Annotated in this window: 14 protein-coding genes; 13 read left to right on the forward strand and 1 reads right to left on the reverse strand. The window is 42.6% G+C overall.

All coding sequences use genetic code 11. The annotated features are described in order from the left end of the window. Positions 1-21: 21 nt before the first annotated feature. The 11 genes from NQ503_RS03425 to rfbD all read left to right on the forward strand — a co-directional run bounded on the left by NQ503_RS03425 (position 22) and on the right by rfbD (position 16868). Positions 22-2658: a L,D-transpeptidase family protein gene (locus tag NQ503_RS03425; RefSeq protein WP_044924966.1), complete on the forward strand. Its 2637-nt coding sequence runs from the start codon at positions 22-24 to the stop codon at positions 2656-2658. Positions 2659-2716: 58 nt separating this feature from the next. Further along, the gene (gene rfbB / locus NQ503_RS03430; RefSeq protein ID WP_022388418.1) at positions 2717-3799 is read left to right on the forward strand and encodes a dTDP-glucose 4,6-dehydratase; all 1083 of its coding nucleotides are present in this window, start codon (positions 2717-2719) and stop codon (positions 3797-3799) included. A 221-nt stretch (positions 3800-4020) separates the two neighbouring features. Further along, a complete protein-coding gene (locus NQ503_RS03435; protein WP_005422709.1) occupies positions 4021-5346 on the forward strand; it encodes a D-alanyl-D-alanine carboxypeptidase family protein in 1326 nt (441 codons plus the stop codon). Positions 5347-5383: 37 nt separating this feature from the next. Continuing rightward, a complete protein-coding gene (gene rfbA / locus NQ503_RS03440; protein ID WP_005422710.1) occupies positions 5384-6262 on the forward strand; it encodes a glucose-1-phosphate thymidylyltransferase RfbA in 879 nt (292 codons plus the stop codon). Position 6263: 1 nt separating this feature from the next. Continuing rightward, entirely contained in the window at positions 6264-6833 is a 570-nt protein-coding gene (rfbC, locus tag NQ503_RS03445) for a dTDP-4-dehydrorhamnose 3,5-epimerase (RefSeq protein WP_005422711.1), read from the forward strand. Further along, positions 6830-7636 (forward strand): ABC transporter permease, encoded by an 807-nt coding sequence (locus tag NQ503_RS03450; protein ID WP_022388415.1) that lies wholly within the window; start codon positions 6830-6832, stop codon positions 7634-7636. Before rfbC ends, NQ503_RS03450 begins: the two co-directional genes overlap by 4 nt. A gap of 12 nt (positions 7637-7648) precedes the next feature. Further along, positions 7649-8902 (forward strand): ABC transporter ATP-binding protein, encoded by a 1254-nt coding sequence (locus NQ503_RS03455; RefSeq protein ID WP_005422714.1) that lies wholly within the window; start codon positions 7649-7651, stop codon positions 8900-8902. After that, positions 8902-11085: a class I SAM-dependent methyltransferase gene (locus NQ503_RS03460; RefSeq protein ID WP_005422715.1), complete on the forward strand. Its 2184-nt coding sequence runs from the start codon at positions 8902-8904 to the stop codon at positions 11083-11085. The genes NQ503_RS03455 and NQ503_RS03460 overlap by 1 nt, the downstream gene beginning before the upstream one ends. Before the next feature lie 10 nt (positions 11086-11095). Then, on the forward strand, positions 11096-13522 hold the full coding sequence (locus NQ503_RS03465) for a glycosyltransferase family 2 protein (protein WP_005422717.1): 2427 nt from the start codon (positions 11096-11098) through the stop codon (positions 13520-13522). Positions 13523-13545: 23 nt separating this feature from the next. Further along, a complete protein-coding gene (locus tag NQ503_RS03470; protein WP_005422719.1) occupies positions 13546-15999 on the forward strand; it encodes a glycosyltransferase family 2 protein in 2454 nt (817 codons plus the stop codon). Positions 16000-16010: 11 nt separating this feature from the next. Further along, complete coding sequence (rfbD, locus tag NQ503_RS03475; protein ID WP_005422721.1) at positions 16011-16868, forward strand: dTDP-4-dehydrorhamnose reductase; 858 nt, start codon at positions 16011-16013, stop codon at positions 16866-16868. 86 nt (positions 16869-16954) lie between these two features. On the opposite strand, the gene NQ503_RS03480 is transcribed toward rfbD, so the two are convergent. Continuing rightward, positions 16955-18208 (reverse strand): D-alanyl-D-alanine carboxypeptidase family protein, encoded by a 1254-nt coding sequence (locus NQ503_RS03480; RefSeq protein ID WP_005422723.1) that lies wholly within the window; start codon positions 18206-18208, stop codon positions 16955-16957. A gap of 180 nt (positions 18209-18388) precedes the next feature. Between NQ503_RS03480 and NQ503_RS03485 the strand changes: the two genes are divergently transcribed. Together NQ503_RS03485 and NQ503_RS03490 are read left to right on the forward strand one after the other, a co-directional pair. Continuing rightward, the gene (locus NQ503_RS03485) at positions 18389-20260 is read left to right on the forward strand and encodes a glycosyltransferase family 2 protein (protein WP_005422725.1); all 1872 of its coding nucleotides are present in this window, start codon (positions 18389-18391) and stop codon (positions 20258-20260) included. 8 nt (positions 20261-20268) lie between these two features. Next, positions 20269-21222, forward strand: a complete 954-nt coding sequence (locus NQ503_RS03490) for a glycosyltransferase family 2 protein (protein WP_044924977.1) — start codon at positions 20269-20271, stop codon at positions 21220-21222. Positions 21223-21360: the final 138 nt, after the last annotated feature.

Raw genomic sequence — 21360 nt, forward strand, 5'->3', positions numbered from 1 at the left:
GAAGTTTAAGGAGGAGTAGTCGTGAAAAAACAAGTTGTGGCAGTAATGTTGAGCCTTGCAATGTGCGCATCTACCGGTGCAGAAGCAAGTATTGTCAGTGCAGCCGAATTTTCTTCTGAGGTGTCAGCAGCAGAGGAAACGGAATCTGATGAAGCGTCCGTTGCGGACGAGAACGATGGTTCTGCAGTAGTAGATGATTCCGCAGTAGTAGATGATTCTGCAGTCGATATCGATTCAGATGCGGCAGCAGATGATGCAGATCAGGCAGAAGATAGCGTTCCGGCAGATACGGAAAATCAGGCAGATGTTGATTTCAGTTCCGGTGAGGAAGAGGTTGTGACTGAAGAGGCAGAGGATGAGGCTCCGGCAGTGACAGAAGAAACTGCAGAAGAAGCTGGTAAAGCAAATGAATCATCTGATGCTAATGGTAAAGTAGCTTCCCTTGAGTATACAAGATGGAAATTTGTAAATGGCAAATGGAAACTGGAAAAGTACTCACCTTCCAGAATACAGGAAACTGCAGCAGCTGTCGGAACAGAAGAAACTGCAGAAGCAGCAGGAACTGATGAGAATGCAGCTGTTGATACAGCAGCAGAAACTACAGAAGCTGTAGCAGATGAATCACAGGCGGCTGTTGATACAACTGCAGAAACTACAGAAGCTGTAGTAGATGAATCACAGGCAGCTGTTGAGACAGCAGTAGAAACACAGCAGACAGATGAGACACAGCCGGCTGCAGATGAACAGCAGGCAGAGGAAGCAGGTGCAAGTGCTTATTATACATCAGCAGATGGCCTGGTAAAGATTACAACATTGAATGTTAATAACAGTGTTCTGGCTTCAGGATATTATGCATTTGATAAAGATGGATATCTTCTGACAGGAAGAAATGCTGTTGGAAATGATTTCTATTATTTCCGTACAGAAGGCGATGTTCAGATTGTGAATGCACTTTCTGCAGATAAGAAGACACCTTATAATTCTCAGCTCGGTCAGGCAATTTCCGATACATGGATCTGGGATGCAGGTCAGGGAGCATTTAACTATTATGGTCATGATAATGGTAAACAGGTAAATCTTGAAGCAAACAAGATTTACAGTATCAATGGAGCTTCTTACTATCTTCTGAATGGTGGTAAGCCATACGTAGGAGATCAGAAGATCAGCGGAGGCATCTGCTATTTCCAGCCCGCAGCATCTGCAGGAGATATTCCTGGTAAGATGGCAGTCAACGGATGGTTTGGAAAGAGTACCAATAAGGGTACACAGTGGCGTTATTTTAATGCAAACGGAGATTACCAGAAAAAAGGAATCGGAGCATACAAGCTTCTGAGTAACAGCGACAATCTTTATCTGCTGGATGCAAATGGTTACCTGATCAGAAACAGAAAACCAGTCAAGGGTGCTGACAGATATTATTATATGGCTGACGGTAATGGTGTTGCATACAGAAACAAACTGATCAAATACGGTAAATACAGATACTATTTCACCGGCAACGGACGTCGCGCTACCTGGAAAAATCGTTGGGTGAAACTTTCCGGAGCAGGAAACCGCTATTATTATTTCGGAAAAGTAGCAGGACGTGTTCAGGAACAGAAGGGAATCAAGAAAGTTACTGTCAATGGTAAATTTGTCGGATGGTTCTATTTCTCTTCCAAAGGTAACTCTTTTATAAACTGCTGGAAGAGCGGAAGATATTATCTCGCAGACGGACGTATGGCAAGTGGTGTTACCAAAATTAATGGTAAATATTACTTCTTCCAGAGATCCAGTTCCAAATCATATAGAGGTAAAGTATACAAAAGCAAATGGGTTAAGTATAATGGCAGATACTATTATGCTTCCAAAAGCGGTGTACTTGCAGAAAATGGCTGGAAACGTATCAAGACAGACGGAAGATTCTATTACTTCTATTTCAAGAATCTGACAGCTGTAACAAATAAAACCGGTGTAGAACACAATGGAACTTACGGAAGCCTGGATGGCAGAGGTCGTTTCATTGAGGCTGGCTGGGTTGTTGTAAATAACAACAGAAACTATGTACGTTATATCGATCCGAAGACTGGTAAATATGTCAAGAATACAACCAGATGGATCAATGGTATGCAGTACAGATTTAACAGCAGAGGATACAGAGTCAACGACAGAACAAATGAGTTCAGACGCAGCAGCTATTATCTGACCTGTGATCGTGTGAACGGAGTGCTGACTGTTTACACAGACAGCACCATGAGAATTCCGATCAAAACAATCCGCGTTTCTGTTGGTAAAGCCGGTACAGAGACACCTACCGGTACATGGACAATGCACAGAGCAGGACGCTGGCAGGAACTGATGGGACCATCCTGGGGACAGTATGGAACACATGTTGTGAATGGTATTTTTGTTCATTCCGTAGCATGTGGTCAGGCAAACAGTTATAATCTTCCGGTTGGAGAATACCTGAGACTTGGAAATCCGGCATCTCACGGATGCATCCGTGCCTGTGTAGCTGATGCAAAATGGGTTTGGGACAACTGCAATGGTTCCAAGATCCATATCTTTGATGGCACATATACATCCAATGAAGCACTCAAAGGACCTCTGGGCAGAAAAGCACTCACACCTTTAAGAGGCAGCAAGAACTTTGACCCGACGGACCCGGCTTGTAAGTAAATAATAAAATACAGCGCTCTCCCAAATGGAGGGCGCTTTTCAGGAGGAAAGTAAAATAATGAGAACATACCTTGTAACTGGTGGTGCAGGATTTATCGGATCCAACTATATTCATTATATGTTTAAAAAATATGACAACGAGATCCGTATTATCAATGTAGATAAACTGACTTATGCAGGAAATCTTGAAAATCTGAAAGATATTGAAGACCGTGAAAATTACACATTTGTGAAAGCTGATATTTGTGACAGCGAAGCAATCATGAAGATCTTTGATGAAAATGACATTGACAGAGTCGTTCATTTTGCAGCAGAGAGTCATGTAGACAGAAGTATACGTAATCCGGAAGTTTTTGTTAAGACAAACGTACTTGGAACTCTGGTTATGCTGAATGCAGCAAAATCTGCATGGGAACTTCCGGACGGAACATTCAAACCGGACAAAAAATTCCTGCATGTATCAACGGATGAGGTATATGGCTCTCTGGAAGAGGACGGCGGATTTTTCTATGAGACAACTCCATATGATCCGCACAGTCCATATTCTGCAAGTAAAGCATCCTCTGATATGCTGGTAAAATCCTACATGGATACTTACAAATTCCCGGCAAATATCACAAACTGCAGTAATAACTATGGTCCATACCAGTTCCCGGAAAAACTGATTCCGCTGATCATCAACAATGCACTTCAGGGAAAGAAACTTCCGGTATACGGAGATGGAAAAAATGTTCGTGACTGGCTTTATGTTATGGATCATGCAAAAGGAATCGATATGGTACAGGAAAAGGGAAGACTTTTCGAGACATATAATATCGGCGGTCACAACGAAAAACAGAATATTCAGATCATCCATATCATTCTGGATACTCTGCAGGAGATGCTCCCGGAAGGGGATCCTCGTAAAGAACTTGTCAGTGAGAACCTGATCACATATGTAGAAGATCGTAAGGGACATGACCGTCGTTATGCGATCGCACCGGACAAGATCAAAGAGGAAGTTGGCTGGTATCCGGAAACCTGTTTCGAAGATGGTATCCGTCTGACAATCCAGTGGTTCTTTGAGCATGAAGACTGGATGAAAAATGTTACCAGTGGTGACTATCAGAAATATTACGAAGCAATGTATAAAACAAAATAATATCTCATAAAAGATGAGATCAGAAACGCTGTATATTTCAGGAATTCTCCTGATCTGTACAGCGTTTTTTATGCACAGAGATATGGAAAAAGATTTTAGCGAAAATAGGCATTGAATTTACAGAGCGATTGTGAGAAAATAATATGAGATATGTCTAGCTCTAAAAAGCAGAATCTGACAGGCTACATAAGATAACAGTTTATGACAATGGAGGTAAATAGATGAACAAAGGAATATACCGGATTGCGGCTGGTGTTGGTGCGGCAGTGATCCTGGTGTCTTCTGCGACAGCACAGGCAGCAACCGTAACTGCCAATGGAACTCCTGCACCGGTAGCGAGTGACAGCATTGCAGGCTGGCCGGCAGCTCCTGCTGTCACGTCAGAAACCGCAGTTCTGATCGATGCAGATACGGGAGCGGTTTTGTATGACAAAGGAATGGACGAATATCGTTATCCTGCCAGCACGACAAAGATCATGACGATGTTGGTTGCGATCGAGAACAGTTCCCCAAAGGATATTGTTACTTTTACAGAAACAGGAATCAGGGATGTCACCTGGGACAGCAGTAACATCAACGCACAGCTTGGTGAAACGATGACGATGAAGGACTGCTGGATGGCTGCATATATTAAATCAGCCAATGAAGTCTGTGCACAGATTGCTGAGACGGTAGGTGGGACAGAAGCAAATTTTGTTGAAATGATGAACCAGAAGGCAAAAGAACTTGGATGTACACATACACATTTTGCCAATGCCAGTGGGCTGCCGGATGAAAATCATTATTCCAGTGCTCATGACCTGGCAAAGATCATGCGTGCATGCCTTCGAAATAAACGTTTCCGTCAGGTGATGAAATGTTCGAATTATAAGATCCCGGCAACGAATTTAAGCGAAGCAAGGGTTATGCATACGCATATGCCGCTCATGGCAAAAGAGTCCAATCTTTATTATGCAGACTGCATAGGCGGTAAGACCGGATTTTCAACGGATGCACAGCATACACTTGTGACAGCTGCCGAACGAAACGGACGTACGTATATAGCAGTTACCATGCGTGCGGCAGATCTTGGAATCAACTGTACGGACAGTACATCATTATTTAATTATGCATTTGATAATTTTGATACGATCGATGTGGACGGAACAGCAATGACAGTGCCAAAAGGTGTTACGGTTAATGATCTGACAACCGATACAGCAGAGCGAAATGGTAAGACGTTGACCAGATATTACTATAGTGGACAGTTTGTCGGCTATGTGGCAGAAGCACAGCCGACAGAAACTCCGGCCGTGGAAGAGACAGCTGAAACAGCAGCAGAACCTTCAGAAACAGAGGCGGCTGAAACTGTGACAGATTCGCTGGAGACGACGGAAAATGATTCTCAGGCAGAGGTTCAGACTGGACAGAAATCCATGTCCGAGCAGATTCAGGAGATCCGTACCGAGGGATTATCCGGTATGATGAAAGCTCTTCTGATCGCAATGGGAGTCATGGCAGTGATTCTGATCGCATTATTGATCGCACTTCATATAAAGAATGGATGAAAATAAATAAAGAACTTGAAATAAAGGAGGAAACATAATGAAAGGTATTATTTTAGCAGGTGGTTCAGGAACCAGATTATATCCATTAACAAAGGCAATTTCCAAACAGATCATGCCGGTTTATGACAAACCGATGATCTATTATCCATTGTCTACACTGATGCTTGCCGGAATCCGTGAGGTTCTGATCATTTCTACACCAAGAGATCTTCCGGTTTTCCGTGATCTTCTGGGAGATGGAAGCCAGCTTGGAATGAGATTTGAATATGCAGTACAGGAACAGCCGAGAGGACTGGCAGATGCATTTATCATCGGTGCAGATTTCATTGGCAATGATGCAGTTGCCCTGGTACTTGGAGATAATATTTTCTACGGACAGAGCTTTTCCAGAGTCCTTCAGAATGCTTACAGACGCACAGAAGAAGAAAAAGGTGCGACTATTTTCGGTTATTATGTAAGAGATCCTAGAGAATATGGTGTTGTAGAATTTGATGAGAACGGCAAAGCCCTTTCTATTGAAGAAAAACCGGAACATCCGAAGTCAAACTATGCAGTACCGGGTCTGTATTTCTATGATAATGATGTTGTAGAAATCGCCAAAAATGTAAAACCGTCTGCCCGTGGTGAGATTGAGATCACCAGCATCAACAACGAATATCTGAGAAGAGGAACTTTGAAGGTAGAGACTCTGGGACGTGGATTTGCATGGCTGGATACAGGAAATCATGATTCTCTGCTTGATGCAGCAGATTTTGTTGCAGCATTCCAGAAACGTCAGGGACTGTACATTTCCTGCATCGAAGAGATTGCATACAAACGCGGATTTATTACAAAGGAGCAGCTTGTTGAACTGGCACAGCCTCTTCTTAAGACTGCTTATGGAAAATATCTGATTGAAATAGCGGAGGGATTATAAAATGGGAAAAATTACAGTAGAGACATGTCATATTGAAGGCCTGAAAGTGATCACACCGGCAGTATTCGGTGATGAACGCGGATATTTTATGGAAACATATAACTACAACGATTACAAAGCAGCCGGAATCGATATGGAATTCGTACAGGATAACCAGTCCAGTTCCCGTAAAGGCGTACTTCGTGGACTTCATTTCCAGATCAACTATCCACAGGATAAACTTGTTCGTGTAGTGAGCGGAGAAGTTTTTGATGTTGCGGTCGATCTGCGAGAAGGTTCCCCGACATATGGACAGTGGTATGGAGTCCTTCTTTCTGCAGAGAATAAGAAACAGTTCTTTATTCCGAAGAATTTTGCTCACGGATTTGTTGTTCTTTCTGATTCTGCAGAATTTGCTTATAAATGTACCGATTTTTATCATCCGAATGATGAGGGCGGTCTTGCATACAATGACCCGGATATCGGAGTAGAATGGCCGATTCCGGAAGGTATGGAACTGATCCTCTCTGACAAAGATCAGAAATGGGGAAGTTTTAAGGAATATACTGCCAACAGGAGTAAAAAGGATTGAAAAAAGAAACATGGCTGCCTGGGGAAATCTACAAAAACCGCAAATTAGTGTTTTCTCTGGCAAAAAATGATTTCAAAACAAAATATGCGGGTTCCTATTTTGGAACAGTCTGGGCATTTGTTCAGCCGATCGTAACGATCTGCGTTTACTGGTTTGTATTCGGACTGGCGCTTCGCAATGGTTCGGATAAAGGTGTTCCATTTGTACTTTGGCTGATCGCAGGTCTTGTCCCCTGGTTCTTTATTCAGGAGGGCCTGACCGGAGGAACGAATGCACTTCTGGAATATAATTATCTGGTAAAAAAAGTAGTATTTAACATTCGGATCCTTCCGGTAGTGAAAGTATTTTCAGCGGTATTTGTACATTGTTTTTTTGTTGTGATCGTACTGGTGATCTATACCTGCATGGGATATCCGCCGAGTCTGTATGCACTGCAACTGGTATACTACAGCTTCTGCATTTTTATGCTGATTCTGGCAGTCACATATATGACAAGTGCGGCGGTTGTATTCTTCAGAGATCTGAGTCAGATCATCAACATTATGCTCCAGGTTGGTGTATGGGTTACCCCGATCATGTGGGATTTTAATGATCTTGGTCTTGGAGGACTTCTGGCAAATATACTGAAACTGAATCCGGTATTCTATATTGTGCAGGGATACAGGGATTCTCTGATCAACAAAGTAGCAATCTGGGAGCATCCGGTGCTGACACTTTACTTCTGGGGATTTACCCTGATCGTATTTGTGCTTGGAACCAGACTGTTTAAAAAACTTCAGGTACATTTTGCAGATGTACTGTAAGCGGAGAGTAGAATGAGTGAATTTGCAATTCAGGTAAAACATCTGGATAAGATGTATAAATTATATAATAAGCCGTCTGACCGGTTGAAAGAGGCTCTGGGAATGAAAGTTCCTGTAAGAGAGCATTATGCACTACGGGATGTCAGCTTTGATGTAAAAAGAGGAGAAACAGTGGGAATTATTGGGACAAATGGTTCCGGTAAATCCACGATCCTCAAGATCATTACCGGTGTATTGAATCCTACCGGCGGAGAAGTCACAGTAGATGGGAGAATTTCCGCTCTGCTGGAACTGGGAGCCGGGTTTAATATGGAGTATACCGGGATTGAGAACGTATATCTCAATGGAACTATGATGGGTTTTTCCAAAGAGGAGATTGATGTCAGACTGCAGGATATTCTGGATTTTGCAGACATCGGCGATTTTGTACATCAGCCGGTCAAAGCATATTCCAGTGGTATGTTCGTTCGTCTGGCTTTTGCCGTTGCAATCAATATCGATCCTGAAATTCTGATCGTTGATGAGGCACTTTCTGTAGGGGATGTGTTCTTTCAGGCAAAATGTTATCGTAAATTCGAAGAATTTAAGAAAATGGGCCGGACGATCCTTTTTGTAAGCCACGATCTGAGTAGTATTTCCAGATACTGTGACAGAGTTATTCTTCTGAATAAGGGTGTGAAGCTGGAAGAAGGTTCTCCAAAGCAGATGGTAGATATGTACAAGCAGCTTCTGGTAGGCCAGGATCCGACCAGGAAAGTGGAAAAAGAAGTAAAGAAAAAGGAAAACTGGAGTGAAAAATTCCAGGTAAATCCGAATATGCTGGAATATGGCAGCAAACTTGCTGAGATCACAGATTTTGTTGTGATGGATGAAAAGGGCCGTTATACCAATACCATCGACAAGGGAACAACCTTTACGATCAAGATGAGGGTTGCATTTCATGAGAATATTCAGGAACCGATCATGGCATATACATTTAAGGATATTCGTGGAACAGAAATTACAGGAACCAACACGATGTTTGAAAAAATGCATATTGAGCATTCTGAAGCCGGAGATGTATGTACCGTAACCTTTACACAGGATATGTTCCTGCAGGGTGGGGAGTATCTGCTTTCCTTTGGATGTACCGGCTATAAGGATGGAGACTTTACGGTATTCCACAGATTATATGATGCATGTAATATTACGGTGATCTCAACGCAGAATACCGTAGGATTTTATGATATGAATTCAAAAGTAGAAATTCAGTACGGAGAGGAATAATGGAAAAAATCGGACAGGTAATTCTGGATGATACACTATATCCGGGCAAAGATTTGTATACAGATGGTGCAATTGAGGATGAGATGCTGGAAATAGCACGCAATTACCGGGAAAAACAATGGAACGGAGTTATTGCAGAGCGGGCGAGCTGGCCGATTCTCTATCATTTTTCTCATATCAGGGAAAATATACTGAGCTGGATTCCGTTTACAGGTGAAGAGAATGTTCTTGAAATCGGTTCCGGATGTGGTGCTGTGACCGGCGCTCTCTGCAAAAAAGCCAAAAAGGTTACCTGTATTGAACTTTCAAGAAAGCGAAGCCAGATCAATGCATGGAGACACAGAGACTGTGACAATCTGAAGATCCTTATGGGGAATTTTCAGGAAGTCGAGAAGACGCTTACCGAAAAATATGATTATATTACACTGATCGGTGTGTTTGAATATGGAGAAGCTTATATACAGAGTGAGACTCCTTATGTGGATTTCCTTAAGATCATATCCAGACATCTAAAACCGGATGGTAAGATCGTTCTTGCAATCGAAAATCGTCTGGGGCTGAAGTACTGGGCAGGATGTACGGAAGATCATTTTGGAACTCTCTTTGAAGGTCTGGAAGGTTATCCGACAACAAGTGGCGTTAAGACATTTTCCAGAAAAGAAATGTCAGCAATCCTGAAAGAGGCAGGAGATCTTAAAGCATCCTGGTATTATCCATTTCCGGATTACAAATTACCAATGACGATTTATTCAGACCGTCGCCTTCCTTTGAAGGGAGAACTGAATCGTCTGGAAACAAATTATGACAGACTGCGTTTGCAGCTTTTCCAGGAATCTGCGGTATATGATTCACTTCTTGCGAATGATATGTATCCGGATTTTGCCAATTCTTTTCTTCTTCTGATCGGAAAAGAAAAGAAAGAAGCAGAAACCATTTATGTAAAGTTTTCCAATGAAAGAGATCCGGCATTTTCTGTGCGTACGGAAATCTGTGAAAACTCTTCAGGGAGAAGATATGTCCGTAAGTTACCGACAGAAAAAACTTCTGAAGAACATGTGAAGAATCTGGAAAAAATCTCCAGGGAACTGGGAACCTTTTACGGAAGAGAAGGTCTGGAACTGAATACCTGTACAGTTGAGAATGATGGAGTACGTCTGGAATATCTGCAGGGAGAGACACTGGAAGGAAGACTGGACGAACTTCTGGAGGCAGGAAAGACAGAAGAGCTTGAGAAGCTGTTTTTCAGCTATATCAAAAAGATCCGTCGTATCCATGAAGGAGAGATGTTCTTTAAAACACCGGAATTCGTGCAGGTCTTTGGTGATGCAGAAATCAGTGAAAGCTGTCGTTGCAGCGGCATGTCCAATATTGATCTTGTGCCAGCTAATATTCTGCTTCAGGATTCCGAAGTGTCCGTAATCGATTATGAATGGACCTTCCGCTTTCCGATTCCGTGCAATTTCATCCTTTACAGAATGATCCATTACTATCTGGAAAGTGATGGCAAGCGTGCTGTACTGCGTGATCTTGATTTCTATAAAAAGGCAGGAATCAGTGAGAAAGAACTGGAAATTTATGCAGAGATGGAGCGTAATTTCCAGAAATATATGGAAGGCGGTCATGTGCCTCTTCGGGAAATGTATGATGAGGTTTCACCTGGCAAGGTAGATATCATGGCATATTATGACCGGATCCGTGCCGCATGTGCAACGAGAAGACTGCAGGTATTTTATGACCGAGGAAATGACTTTTCGGAAGCGGATTCAGATATCTATCCAATGACAAAACATGGAATTGATTTCGGAATCACTGTTCCGCAGAATGTGCGCCGACTGCGTCTGGATCCCGGGGAAGCTGCCGGGGGACTGGTCCTTAAAAAACTTGTATTTGAAAACGGAAAAGAGGCGGATTTTTCTTCTAATGGTTTTCCGATAGGAAGCGGAAGATACTATTTTGGAGGCGGAGATCCGCAGTTTGTAATAGAGAGTCTGCCAAAGAATACAGGCAAACTTTATATAGAGATTGAAGTGATGAAGGAATCTGAAGCACAGGAGGCGTTCTGGATGAGTTTTTCACGGATCTCAGCAGAAAAAGACAAAGAGATTCAGAAACTAAAACATCAGATTTCTGAAATGAAAAATACAAAGGCATGGAAGCTGTACCGGAGTATTAAAAAGAAATAGGGGAATATTTATGGACAAACTTTGTTTCAGCATTGATGAAGAGAGATACGATGACAGACATGGACATGTGCTGAGCCTTGTAGGTTGGTATATGCATCCTGAAAAAAAGAAATGCATCTTTCAGTTGCTTGGGGATGGTTATGAAGTAATCGATATACCGGAAATCGAGAGATATGAACGCCCGGATGTGGCGCAGTCTCTGGATGTGGAGACAGAAGGATTTCTTCCGGGTTTTACTGTGACGATTCCAGAGGTACTGGAACTTCGCAGAAAATACGATCTGTTAGAACTTCTTTTGCTGGACGGAGAAGAAAAAACACTGCTTTGGGAGTGTGCGGGTGATGACCTGGATGAACTGGTCAATGATAAACTGGTAGAATTTCATATTGACCGTGTAGAGGTACTTTATGGACTGATGCTGGAAATCCAGGGATGGACAACGGACCAGAGAGGAAATGTGGAAGTGACGGTTCACAAAGAAAACACGGAACTTCTGGACTGCAAGATCACAAGAGGACGCAGACCGGATGTTGTGGAACGTCGTCATCTCGATGATGATTACAAAAATCAGGAGATCGGATTCAGTATTTCAGCAGCTTTTCTGGAAATTCCGGGGAATCGTATCGTACTTCATTTTTGTGGAGATTCCACAACAAAGACTTATGAAATCGATATTAAAGCACTTCGTAAAGAGCAGAAATCCAAAGGATTCTGGGGACGCCTTTTTCATAAAGACAAAGATGGAGAACACAAGGAAGACTATGAAGAGTGGTTCAAACGCCATAAAGCTGACCGGCGTACACTCAGAAAACAGAGACATACACATTTTGAGCAGAATCCGCTGATCAGTATTGTGATTCCGCTGTACTGTACTCCAACCCCATATCTAAAGGAATTGATCGATTCTGTTCGGGCACAGAGTTACACAAACTGGCAGCTTTGTCTGGCAGATGGAAGTCCGGATCAGAAAGTAGAAGAATATATTCAGAAGCGTTATGGAAAAGACAGCCGTATCCTGTACAAACATCTGGAGGAAAATGGCGGTATTTCCATTAATACAAATAAAGCGATTGAGATGGCGACGGGGGAATATCTGATGCTCAGTGATCACGACGATACGCTGGAACCGGATGCGTTATATGAAATCGTCAAAGCCATCAATGACCATCAGGGGCCGGAGATTGTTTATACAGATGAAGACAAGCTGAGTATGGATGGGGAATTTTATTTTGAACCCCATTTTAAATCAGATTATAACCTGTTTCGTTTAAGAGATAATAATTATATCTGCCACATTTTTGCAGTCAAAAAAGCCCTGGTAGATCAGGTAGGCGGTCTGAGACAGGAGTATGACGGTTCTCAGGATTATGATTTTATCCTGCGTTGCTGCGAACAGGCAAAACAGGTAATCCATATTCCGAGAGTACTGTATCACTGGAGATGTCATATGAATTCCGTTGCGGCAAATCCAGAGAGTAAGACGTATGCGTATGAAGCCGGATGCCGTGCAATTCAGGAACATTACAGAAGAGTTGGTATTGAGGCTGAAGTGGAGATGACGAAACATCCGGGCTGGTATCGCAGTCATGTGAAGATTCAGGGTGAGCCGCTTGTTTCCATCCTTATTCCAAATAAAGACCACATTGATGATCTTGAAAAATGTCTTTCTTCCATTTATGAGAAATCAACATGGAAAAATTACGAGATACTGGTAGTTGAAAATAACAGCGAAAAGCCAGAAACATTTGAGTATTATAAAAATCTTTCCTGGCGTTATCCAAAAGCAAGGGTGCTCACCTGGAAAGAGGGATTTAATTATGCCGCAATCAATAATTTTGCAGCAAAGGATGCAAAGGGCAGTTATCTGCTGTTCCTGAATAATGATGTAGAAGTCATTACTCCGGGATGGATCGAAGAAATGTTGATGATCTGCCAGCAGCCAGATGTCGCAATCGTTGGTGCTAAACTTTATTATCCGGATAATCTGATCCAGCATGCAGGTGTTGTCCTGGGAATGGGCGGAATTGCAGGACATATCATGTGCCAGGCATCATGCGAAGACAAAGGATATTTCGGAAGAGCCGTAAATGTTCAGGAAATCAGTGCGGTAACGGCGGCATGCATGCTTATGAAAGTCGAAGATTTTGAAGCTGTGGGTGGTTTTGACGAAGAGTTTGTGGTTGCATTTAATGATATTGATCTTTGCATGAAAGAGCGGGCAGCTGGAAAGAAAGTTGTATTTACACCATATGCGGAACTTTATCACTATGAATCCAAGTCAAGGGGAATGGAAGACACACCGGAAAAACAGTTCCGTTTCGAAAAGGAAACAAAACATTTCGAAGAGAAATGGGGCGAACAGATGAGCAAGGGAGATCCGTATTATAATCCGAATCTGTCACTGAAAGAAGCAGACTGTTCCCTGAGAGAAGACTGAGAAATGAGGTAGGATAATTCTATATGGCAAGAGAAATTTTTGAGGTAACAAAGGACCGATTCCATCTGCAGGATCCATGTTGTTATATTCTGCAGGGCACATGGCCCAAAGAGGCCAAAATGCGTGCGAAACTGGACGGATCTGAGGTAAAGGCAGAAATTCAGCGACTGGAAGTCGTCAGTGCACTGGAACGATTTAAAGATCCAGACCTGATGCGGGGCGAGCGGATCACAGCGGCTGTACAGCTTCCGGGATCTCTGGAGGGATACCAGAAACTTAGTATTTATGCGGAGATGCCGGAAAAAACATTTTGCTGGTTTTCGATTTCAGTAAAGAATCTTGAAAAAAGAAGGGGAAAACCACAGTTTTACATTGAAGAGGAAAAAGTGCAGCAGGGATTTCTGCGTGTCCGGGGATGGGCAGTGGCAGCAGAACCAGTACGTATCCAGATCTTTGATGAAAATAAAGAAAAAATCCAGGCGGAAGTACTTCGGACGGAGCGTGTGGATGTAGAACAGCTTTATGAAGAGATGGAACAGATGGAAAACAAAGACAAATCAGGATTCTTTGTGGAGCTGACAAATCTAAAAGGCAAAGTTGTTTACATTGTTTTCTATGCCGGAAATACAAAATCTGTACATGTGGTTCCGTTGCAGCAGACGGTGGTGATCCGGAAAAAAATCGAAAAATATGCAAAAAAAGGAATCCGTTACTGGAAAACACAGGGAAGTGCCGCTCTTGTCGGAAAAGTTGCAGCTAAGGTCAGAACGGCATCTACCAGGGAAATCCCATATCAGAAGTGGATCGTCAGACATCTTCCGGGACCGAAGGAACTGGAACGTCAGAGAAGAGAAAAATTTGATTTTCAGCCAAAGATTTCCATTGTGATCCCACTGTATAAAACACAGGAAAAATATCTTCGACAGTTGGTTGAGACGATCAAAGAGCAGACATATCCGAACTGGGAGCTTTGTCTGTCAGATGGAAGTGGGGCAAATTCACCAATCGCCGGTTTGCTTGAATCACTTGCAGCATCGGATGAGCGGATTAAAGTAGTGTCTCATGAGGAATCACTGCAGATTTCTGAAAATACAAATGCTGCGATTGAGATTGCAACGGGTGATTATATTGCGTTTGCAGATCATGATGATGAACTGACACCAAATGCGCTGTTTGAATGTGTGAAGGCACTGAATAAAAACAGAGATGTGAAGGTCCTTTATTCTGATGAGGATAAGATGTCGATGGATGGACATAAATTCTTCCAGCCGCATTTCAAACCAGACTACAATCCGGATCTTCTGTGCACAGTAAATTACATCTGTCATTTATTTGTTGTTGACAGAAAAGTTATTGAACAGGTCGGAACTCTCCGTAAGGAATTTGACGGAGCGCAGGATTATGACTTTATTTTCCGCTGTATAGAGACTGTCAGCCCGGAAGAGATCTGTCATGTACCGAAGATCCTGTATCACTGGAGATGTCATGAGGAATCCACCGCGGAAAATCCGGAGAGCAAAACTTATGCATTTGAATCCGGGAAGCGTGCGATTGAAGAGCACTACAGAAGAACGGGTATCGACGCAGAAGTATATCAGGGAGAGTTTCTGGGACTCTACAGGACAAGATTTCACAGAGACCATGATCCACTGATTTCCATCATTATTCCGAATAAAGATCATATTGATGATCTGAAACGGTGTATGGATTCCATTGATCAGAAATCTACTTACAAAAATTATGAATATATCATTGTTGAAAATAACAGTACAGATGATGCTACTTTCCAGTATTACAAAAAACTGGAAGCAGAGAATCCAAAAGCCCATGTGGTTTACTGGGATAAGGAGTTCAATTATTCTGCAATCAATAATTATGGAGCTGCTTTTGCAAAGGGTGAATATCTCCTTCTGCTGAATAACGATACGGAAATCATTAATGAGGATTGTCTGGAAGAACTGCTTGGCTACTGTATGCGCAGTGATGTTGGAGCTGTCGGTGCCAGAATGTATTATGAGGACGATACGATTCAGCACGCAGGTGTAGTCATTGGTTTCGGCGGAATTGCAGGGCATTGTTTTGTTCTGCAGCCGAGAGGAACGACAGGCTACTGCCACAGAATCATCTGTGCACAGGATTACAGTGCAGTTACTGCTGCATGTATGATGGTGAAGCGCGAAGCTTTTGACAAAGTCGGAGGGCTTACAGAAGAACTTGCAGTTGCATTTAATGACATTGATTTCTGTATGAAACTGCGAGAAGCCGGTTATCTGATCGTATATAATCCATACGCAGAACTGTATCATTATGAATCCAAGTCCAGAGGATTGGAGGATACACCGGAAAAAGTAGCACGATTTAATAAAGAAATTCAGATTTTTGAAAGACGTTGGCCGGATATCATGCGTGACGGGGACCCATATTACAACCCGAATCTGACATTAAAGAGCCAGGATTTTTCACTGAAACGGATATAGGAGGATTTTGCATGAAAGTATTAGTAACAGGTGTAAAAGGACAGCTGGGTTATGATGTTATGAATGAGCTGGCCAAAAGAGGCTATGAAGGCGTTGGTGTGGATGTGGATGAAATGGATATCACAGACAGAGCTGCTGTTGAGCGTGTGATCGGAGAAGTACATCCGGACAAAGTTGTTCATTGTGCTGCATGGACAGCAGTAGATGCGGCTGAGGATAACCAGGAAGTCTGCCACAAAGTCAATGCAGAAGGTACGGAAAATATTGCCAGAATTTGTGGAAAACTTGATATTCCAATGGTGTATATCAGTACAGATTACGTATTTGACGGACAGGGAACTCGTCCGTGGGAGCCGGATGATCCGGTTGTAAAACCATTGAATGTTTATGGACAGGCAAAATATGATGGAGAGGTTGCTGTAGAAAAATATGCTCCAAAACATTATATTGTACGTATTGCATGGGTATTTGGACTTAATGGCAAGAACTTTATCAAAACTATGCTGAATCTTGGCAAGACGCATGATACTCTGACAGTTGTTGATGACCAGATCGGAACACCTACTTATACTTATGATCTTGCGAGACTTCTGGTGGATATGCTCGAAAAAGAAGAGTATGGTAAATATCATGCAACAAATGAAGGTGGATACATTTCCTGGTGTGATTTTGCAAAAGAAATTTTCCGTCAGGCAGGTATGGATGTAAAAGTACTTCCGGTAAGTTCAGCAGAATATCCGGCAAAGGCAAAACGTCCGACAAACAGCCGTCTTGAAAAGAAAAAACTGGAAGAACATGGTTTCACAAGACTGCCAGACTGGAAAGATGCACTTGGTCGTTATCTGAAAGAAATTCAGCAAAATAATTGAGAAGCAGAGAATAAAAGATAAAAAGAACCGGCTGCTGTCTGAAAAGACAGTGGCCGGTTCTTGCATGTTCGTAAGTTTGACAGGAATCAGGATTTTGCAACCTTCACGATGCGGAAAAGGATCAGGAGAAGCAGAAAAAGTCCGATACCGCCGATCACAAAGTATGGAACAGAAGTATGACTGACTGTATAATCCTGGGCATTTGTCAGATTCTGTGTGCTGGCTTCAATAACAGCAGTATCTTCTTCCGGTGAAGTTACAGACATAACCGCAGTGCCGACCGGAGTTCCATTAAAAAGAAACTGACGGTTGTACTGTCCATCCTGAACTTCGCCATCCTGTGTTGTAAGTGCATCAGCAGTAGTACCGTTTGGTACAAATACGTTTCCACCGGATGCCATATCAAAATCATTATCTCCAAGAGAAAGGAGCTGGAAGTTGTCAAATCCATAGTTGAGAAGACTGACTGCTTCGGCAGCAGTTGTACCGGATGCACCCTGGAGAACAACGGCGATCAGAGAAACTCCGTTTTTTTCTGCTCCGCAGACCAAAGTACTTCCGGAAGCTTCTGTGTATCCCTCGCGTCCACCGAGACAATACTGATAATAAGAAGCATTTGTATTGTTCAGCATAGAGAAGTTGTTGGTCAGTACACGTTCACCGCCAGATACATTGGTGGCCGGAATCGTATAGGAAGTGGTTTCTGCAATGGCTCGAAAAGATTCGTTGTCGATAGCCGCTTTTGTGATCAATGCCATATCATGAGCGGTTGTATGCTGATTTTCGTCAGGAAGTCCGGTAGGATTAGTGAATACGGTATTGGTACATCCAAGTTCGACAGCACGGTTGTTCATCATCTGAACAAATCCGTCAACGGAACCACCGATCTGTTCTGCAATCTGAAGAGCAACATCATTGGCAGATGCAAGCATGATCGCATACAGACATTGTTCTACAGTAAAGACTTCATCCAGCTGAGCGGAAATACTTGCACCACCGTCCGTGACACCGGAAACACCGGTCGCGGTCATAGTAACCTGATCGCTCAGCTGTGCATTTTCCAGAGTCAGAAGCGTGGTCATAACTTTTACTGTAGCACCGGGGTAAAGAACCTGGTCCATGTTTTTGGCATAAACGGTAGTCTGTGTACTGTCTTCCATGATCATTGCAGCTGTGGAGGTGATATCCGGACCCTGTGGCCAGCCGGAGATGCTGTTGGTCGAAATGGAAGAGGTCTGCGTTTCGGCCGTTTCTTCGGCTGCCAGGACAGGTGTCTGGAATATCAGTGTACATGCAAGCCCAAGAGCCATCAGACCACTATATAATCTTTTTGATTTCATAAATCTGTACTCCCATTATATTTCTTATCTTAAGGTTTCAATAGAATCTATCATATCCTATTTTAGCGCTTAATTCAAGCAGAATGACATACGCCCTTGCAAAAACAGGGGCAGGATGATAAAATGATATCCGATTATATATAAAAACAAAGAAAAATAACCTGAGGGTATCAATAAAATATGAGTAAAAATAAAGATGTGGCAGGGCATATCGAATGGGGAAGGATGCTGAAAAAATTAAACCCTTATACGATCAAAAAAGGACTGCGTTATTTTAAGCATTACGGACCAAAAGAATTCTGGATACGCCTTCATGAACGTTTTGAACCGGAAGAAGTACCATATGGCCCCTGGTATGAGGCCTATATACCGGATGAGGCAGAGCTTGAGAAACAGCGTCATCACAGATTTTCAAGTGCTCCCCTGATCAGTGTGGCGGTTCCGGCATACCGGACGCCGGAAACATTCCTGCGTCAGATGATCGATTCACTTCTGGCACAGACTTACGGCAACTGGGAGCTGTGTATTGCAAACGGCAGTCCGGATGATGAACAGATGAAACAGGTACTTGCTGAGTATACACAGAGGGACAGCCGCATACGTGTACAGGAATTAAAAGAGAATCTTGGAATTGCAGGGAACACAAATGCAGCACTTGCAATGACGGAAGGTGAGTTTGCCGGAATACTGGATCATGATGATCTGCTTGCACCAAATGCGCTTTATGAGATTGCGCTTGCTCTGGAAAAAGATCCGGAACTGGACGCTGTTTATACGGATGAAGATAAGGTGACTACAGACCTGAGCGAGCATTTTCAGCCGCATCTGAAGCCCGATTTTAATCTGGATCTTCTGCGCTCCAATAACTATATCTGTCATTTTTTTGTTGCCAGACAGTCTGTTATACGTAAAGCTGGCGGCTTCAGGCAGGAATTTGACGGAGCGCAGGATCATGATTTTATCTTTCGCTGTGTAGAGGAGGCCGGCAAGATCGGACATGTTCCGGAAATCCTTTATCACTGGCGGACGCATAAAGCATCTACGGCAGATAATCCTGCAAGCAAGATGTATGCATTTGAAGCAGGCAGGCGTGCAATTGAAGCACATCTGAAACGCACCGGTACAGAGGGAACAGTAACACATACACCGGATCTCGGATTTTTCCGGGTACAGTATCCGGTCCATGGAGAACCGCTTGTTTCGATCATCATTCCAAATAAAGATGAGAAAGAAGCGCTTCATGCGTGTATTGCATCTATAAAAGAAAAAACAAAATATCAGAATTATGAGATCATCATTGTAGAGAATAACAGTACTTCTGAGGAGATTTTTGCATATTACGAAGAACTGAAGAAAGATCCGAAGATTCGAGTCATTCGCTGGGAAAAAGAATTTAATTATTCTGCAATCAACAATTATGGAGCACGTTATGCAAATGGGGAGTATCTTCTGTTCCTGAATAATGATGTGACAGTTATTACAGAAGGTTGGTTGACAGAAATGCTTGGAATGTGTCAGCGCAGGGAGGTCGGAGCAGTAGGTGTAAAGCTGCTTTATCCGGATGATACGATCCAGCATGCAGGCTGTGTAATTGGAATTGGCGGAATTGCCGGACATATGTTCGTGAATATGCCGGCAAATCGTACCGGATATCTGCATAAGGCTTCAATCCTTCAGGACATGAGTGCAGTGACTGCAGCATGCATGATGATGAAAAAAGCAGCTTTTGAGGAAGTTGGTGGATTTACCGAGGAACTGTCCGTTGCATTCAATGATGTAGATCTTTGTCTGAAGGTCAGAGAGACTGGCAGACTGATCGTTTATGATCCATATGTACAGCTGTATCATATGGAATCAAAAACACGAGGTGCAGAAGACAGCCAGGAGAAGGTACGGCGTTTTCAGGAAGAAATCGAGTATATCCGGTGTCACTGGATCGATATTCTGAAAAAAGGAGATCCGTACTATAATAAGAACCTTTCTCTTTCAAAATGGAATTATTCTCTTCGTCCATTGAAAGGAATGGAGTTAAAAGAGAAAGAAAACAGATAGGAGATAATATGGAAGTATCGGTGATCATACCGAATTTTAATGGAATCGCATTTCTGGACAGCGTTTTGGGAAGTCTGGAAGGGCAGACACTGAAAAATTTTGAAGTGATCCTGGTGGATAACGGATCCGCAGACGGAAGCTGTTCGTTTGTAAGTGCAAATTATCCATGGGTGCATATTATTGAGCTGCCGGATAACTTTGGATTCTGCCGGGCTGTCAATGAGGGAATAAAAGCAGCAAAAGCACCATATGTACTGCTTCTGAATAATGATACGGAAGTAAAGGAAGATTTTGTGGAGCAGATGCTGCTGGCGATAAGAAGACATAAAAATGCTTTTTCGTGTGCGGCACGAATGGTACAGTATCATGACAGAGATAAGCTGGATGATGCAGGAAATTATTACTGTGCGCTGGGCTGGTCTTTTGCGCGGGGAAAAGGAAAAAATATTGATCTGTATCAGAAAGAAGAAAAAATTTTTTCAGCCTGCGGAGGTGCAGCTATTTATCGTAAAAAGATCATGGAAAAGATCGGATATTTTGATGAGGAGCATTTCGCATATCTGGAGGATACGGATATCGGATACCGTGCCAGAATTTATGGATATGAAAACTGGTATGCACCGGATGCAGTCGTATATCATGTGGGAAGTGGTACGAGTGGATCCAGATATAATCATTTCAAGACCAGATATTCTTCCAGAAATAATATTTATCTGATCTATAAAAATATGCCACTCATTCAGATCATCCTGAATCTGCCGTTTCTGGTAGCGGGTTTTCTGATCAAGTTTCTGTTCTTTGCACTAAAAGGAATGGGAAAAGAATACCTGGCCGGTATCAAAAACGGATTTTCTATCAGCATGAATCACAGGAAAGTTCCGTTTTCGGTTAAACATCTTCCCAATTACTGTAAGATACAGCTTGAATTGTGGGAAAATATGTTCCGCAGAATTCGGGCATAAAGTCATTTTTACAGTGGTTTATGGAAATTTAATATAATAAAAGATAAGATTTTATTGATTTTGAAGGACAACTATTATAATATAAACGTGTCTGTCCAGACATGGGATTCAGAATGTACGGACAGAGATGCTTAAAAC

The organism is Blautia obeum ATCC 29174, from assembly GCF_025147765.1.
Classification (GTDB): Bacteria; Bacillota; Clostridia; order Lachnospirales; family Lachnospiraceae; genus Blautia_A; species Blautia_A obeum.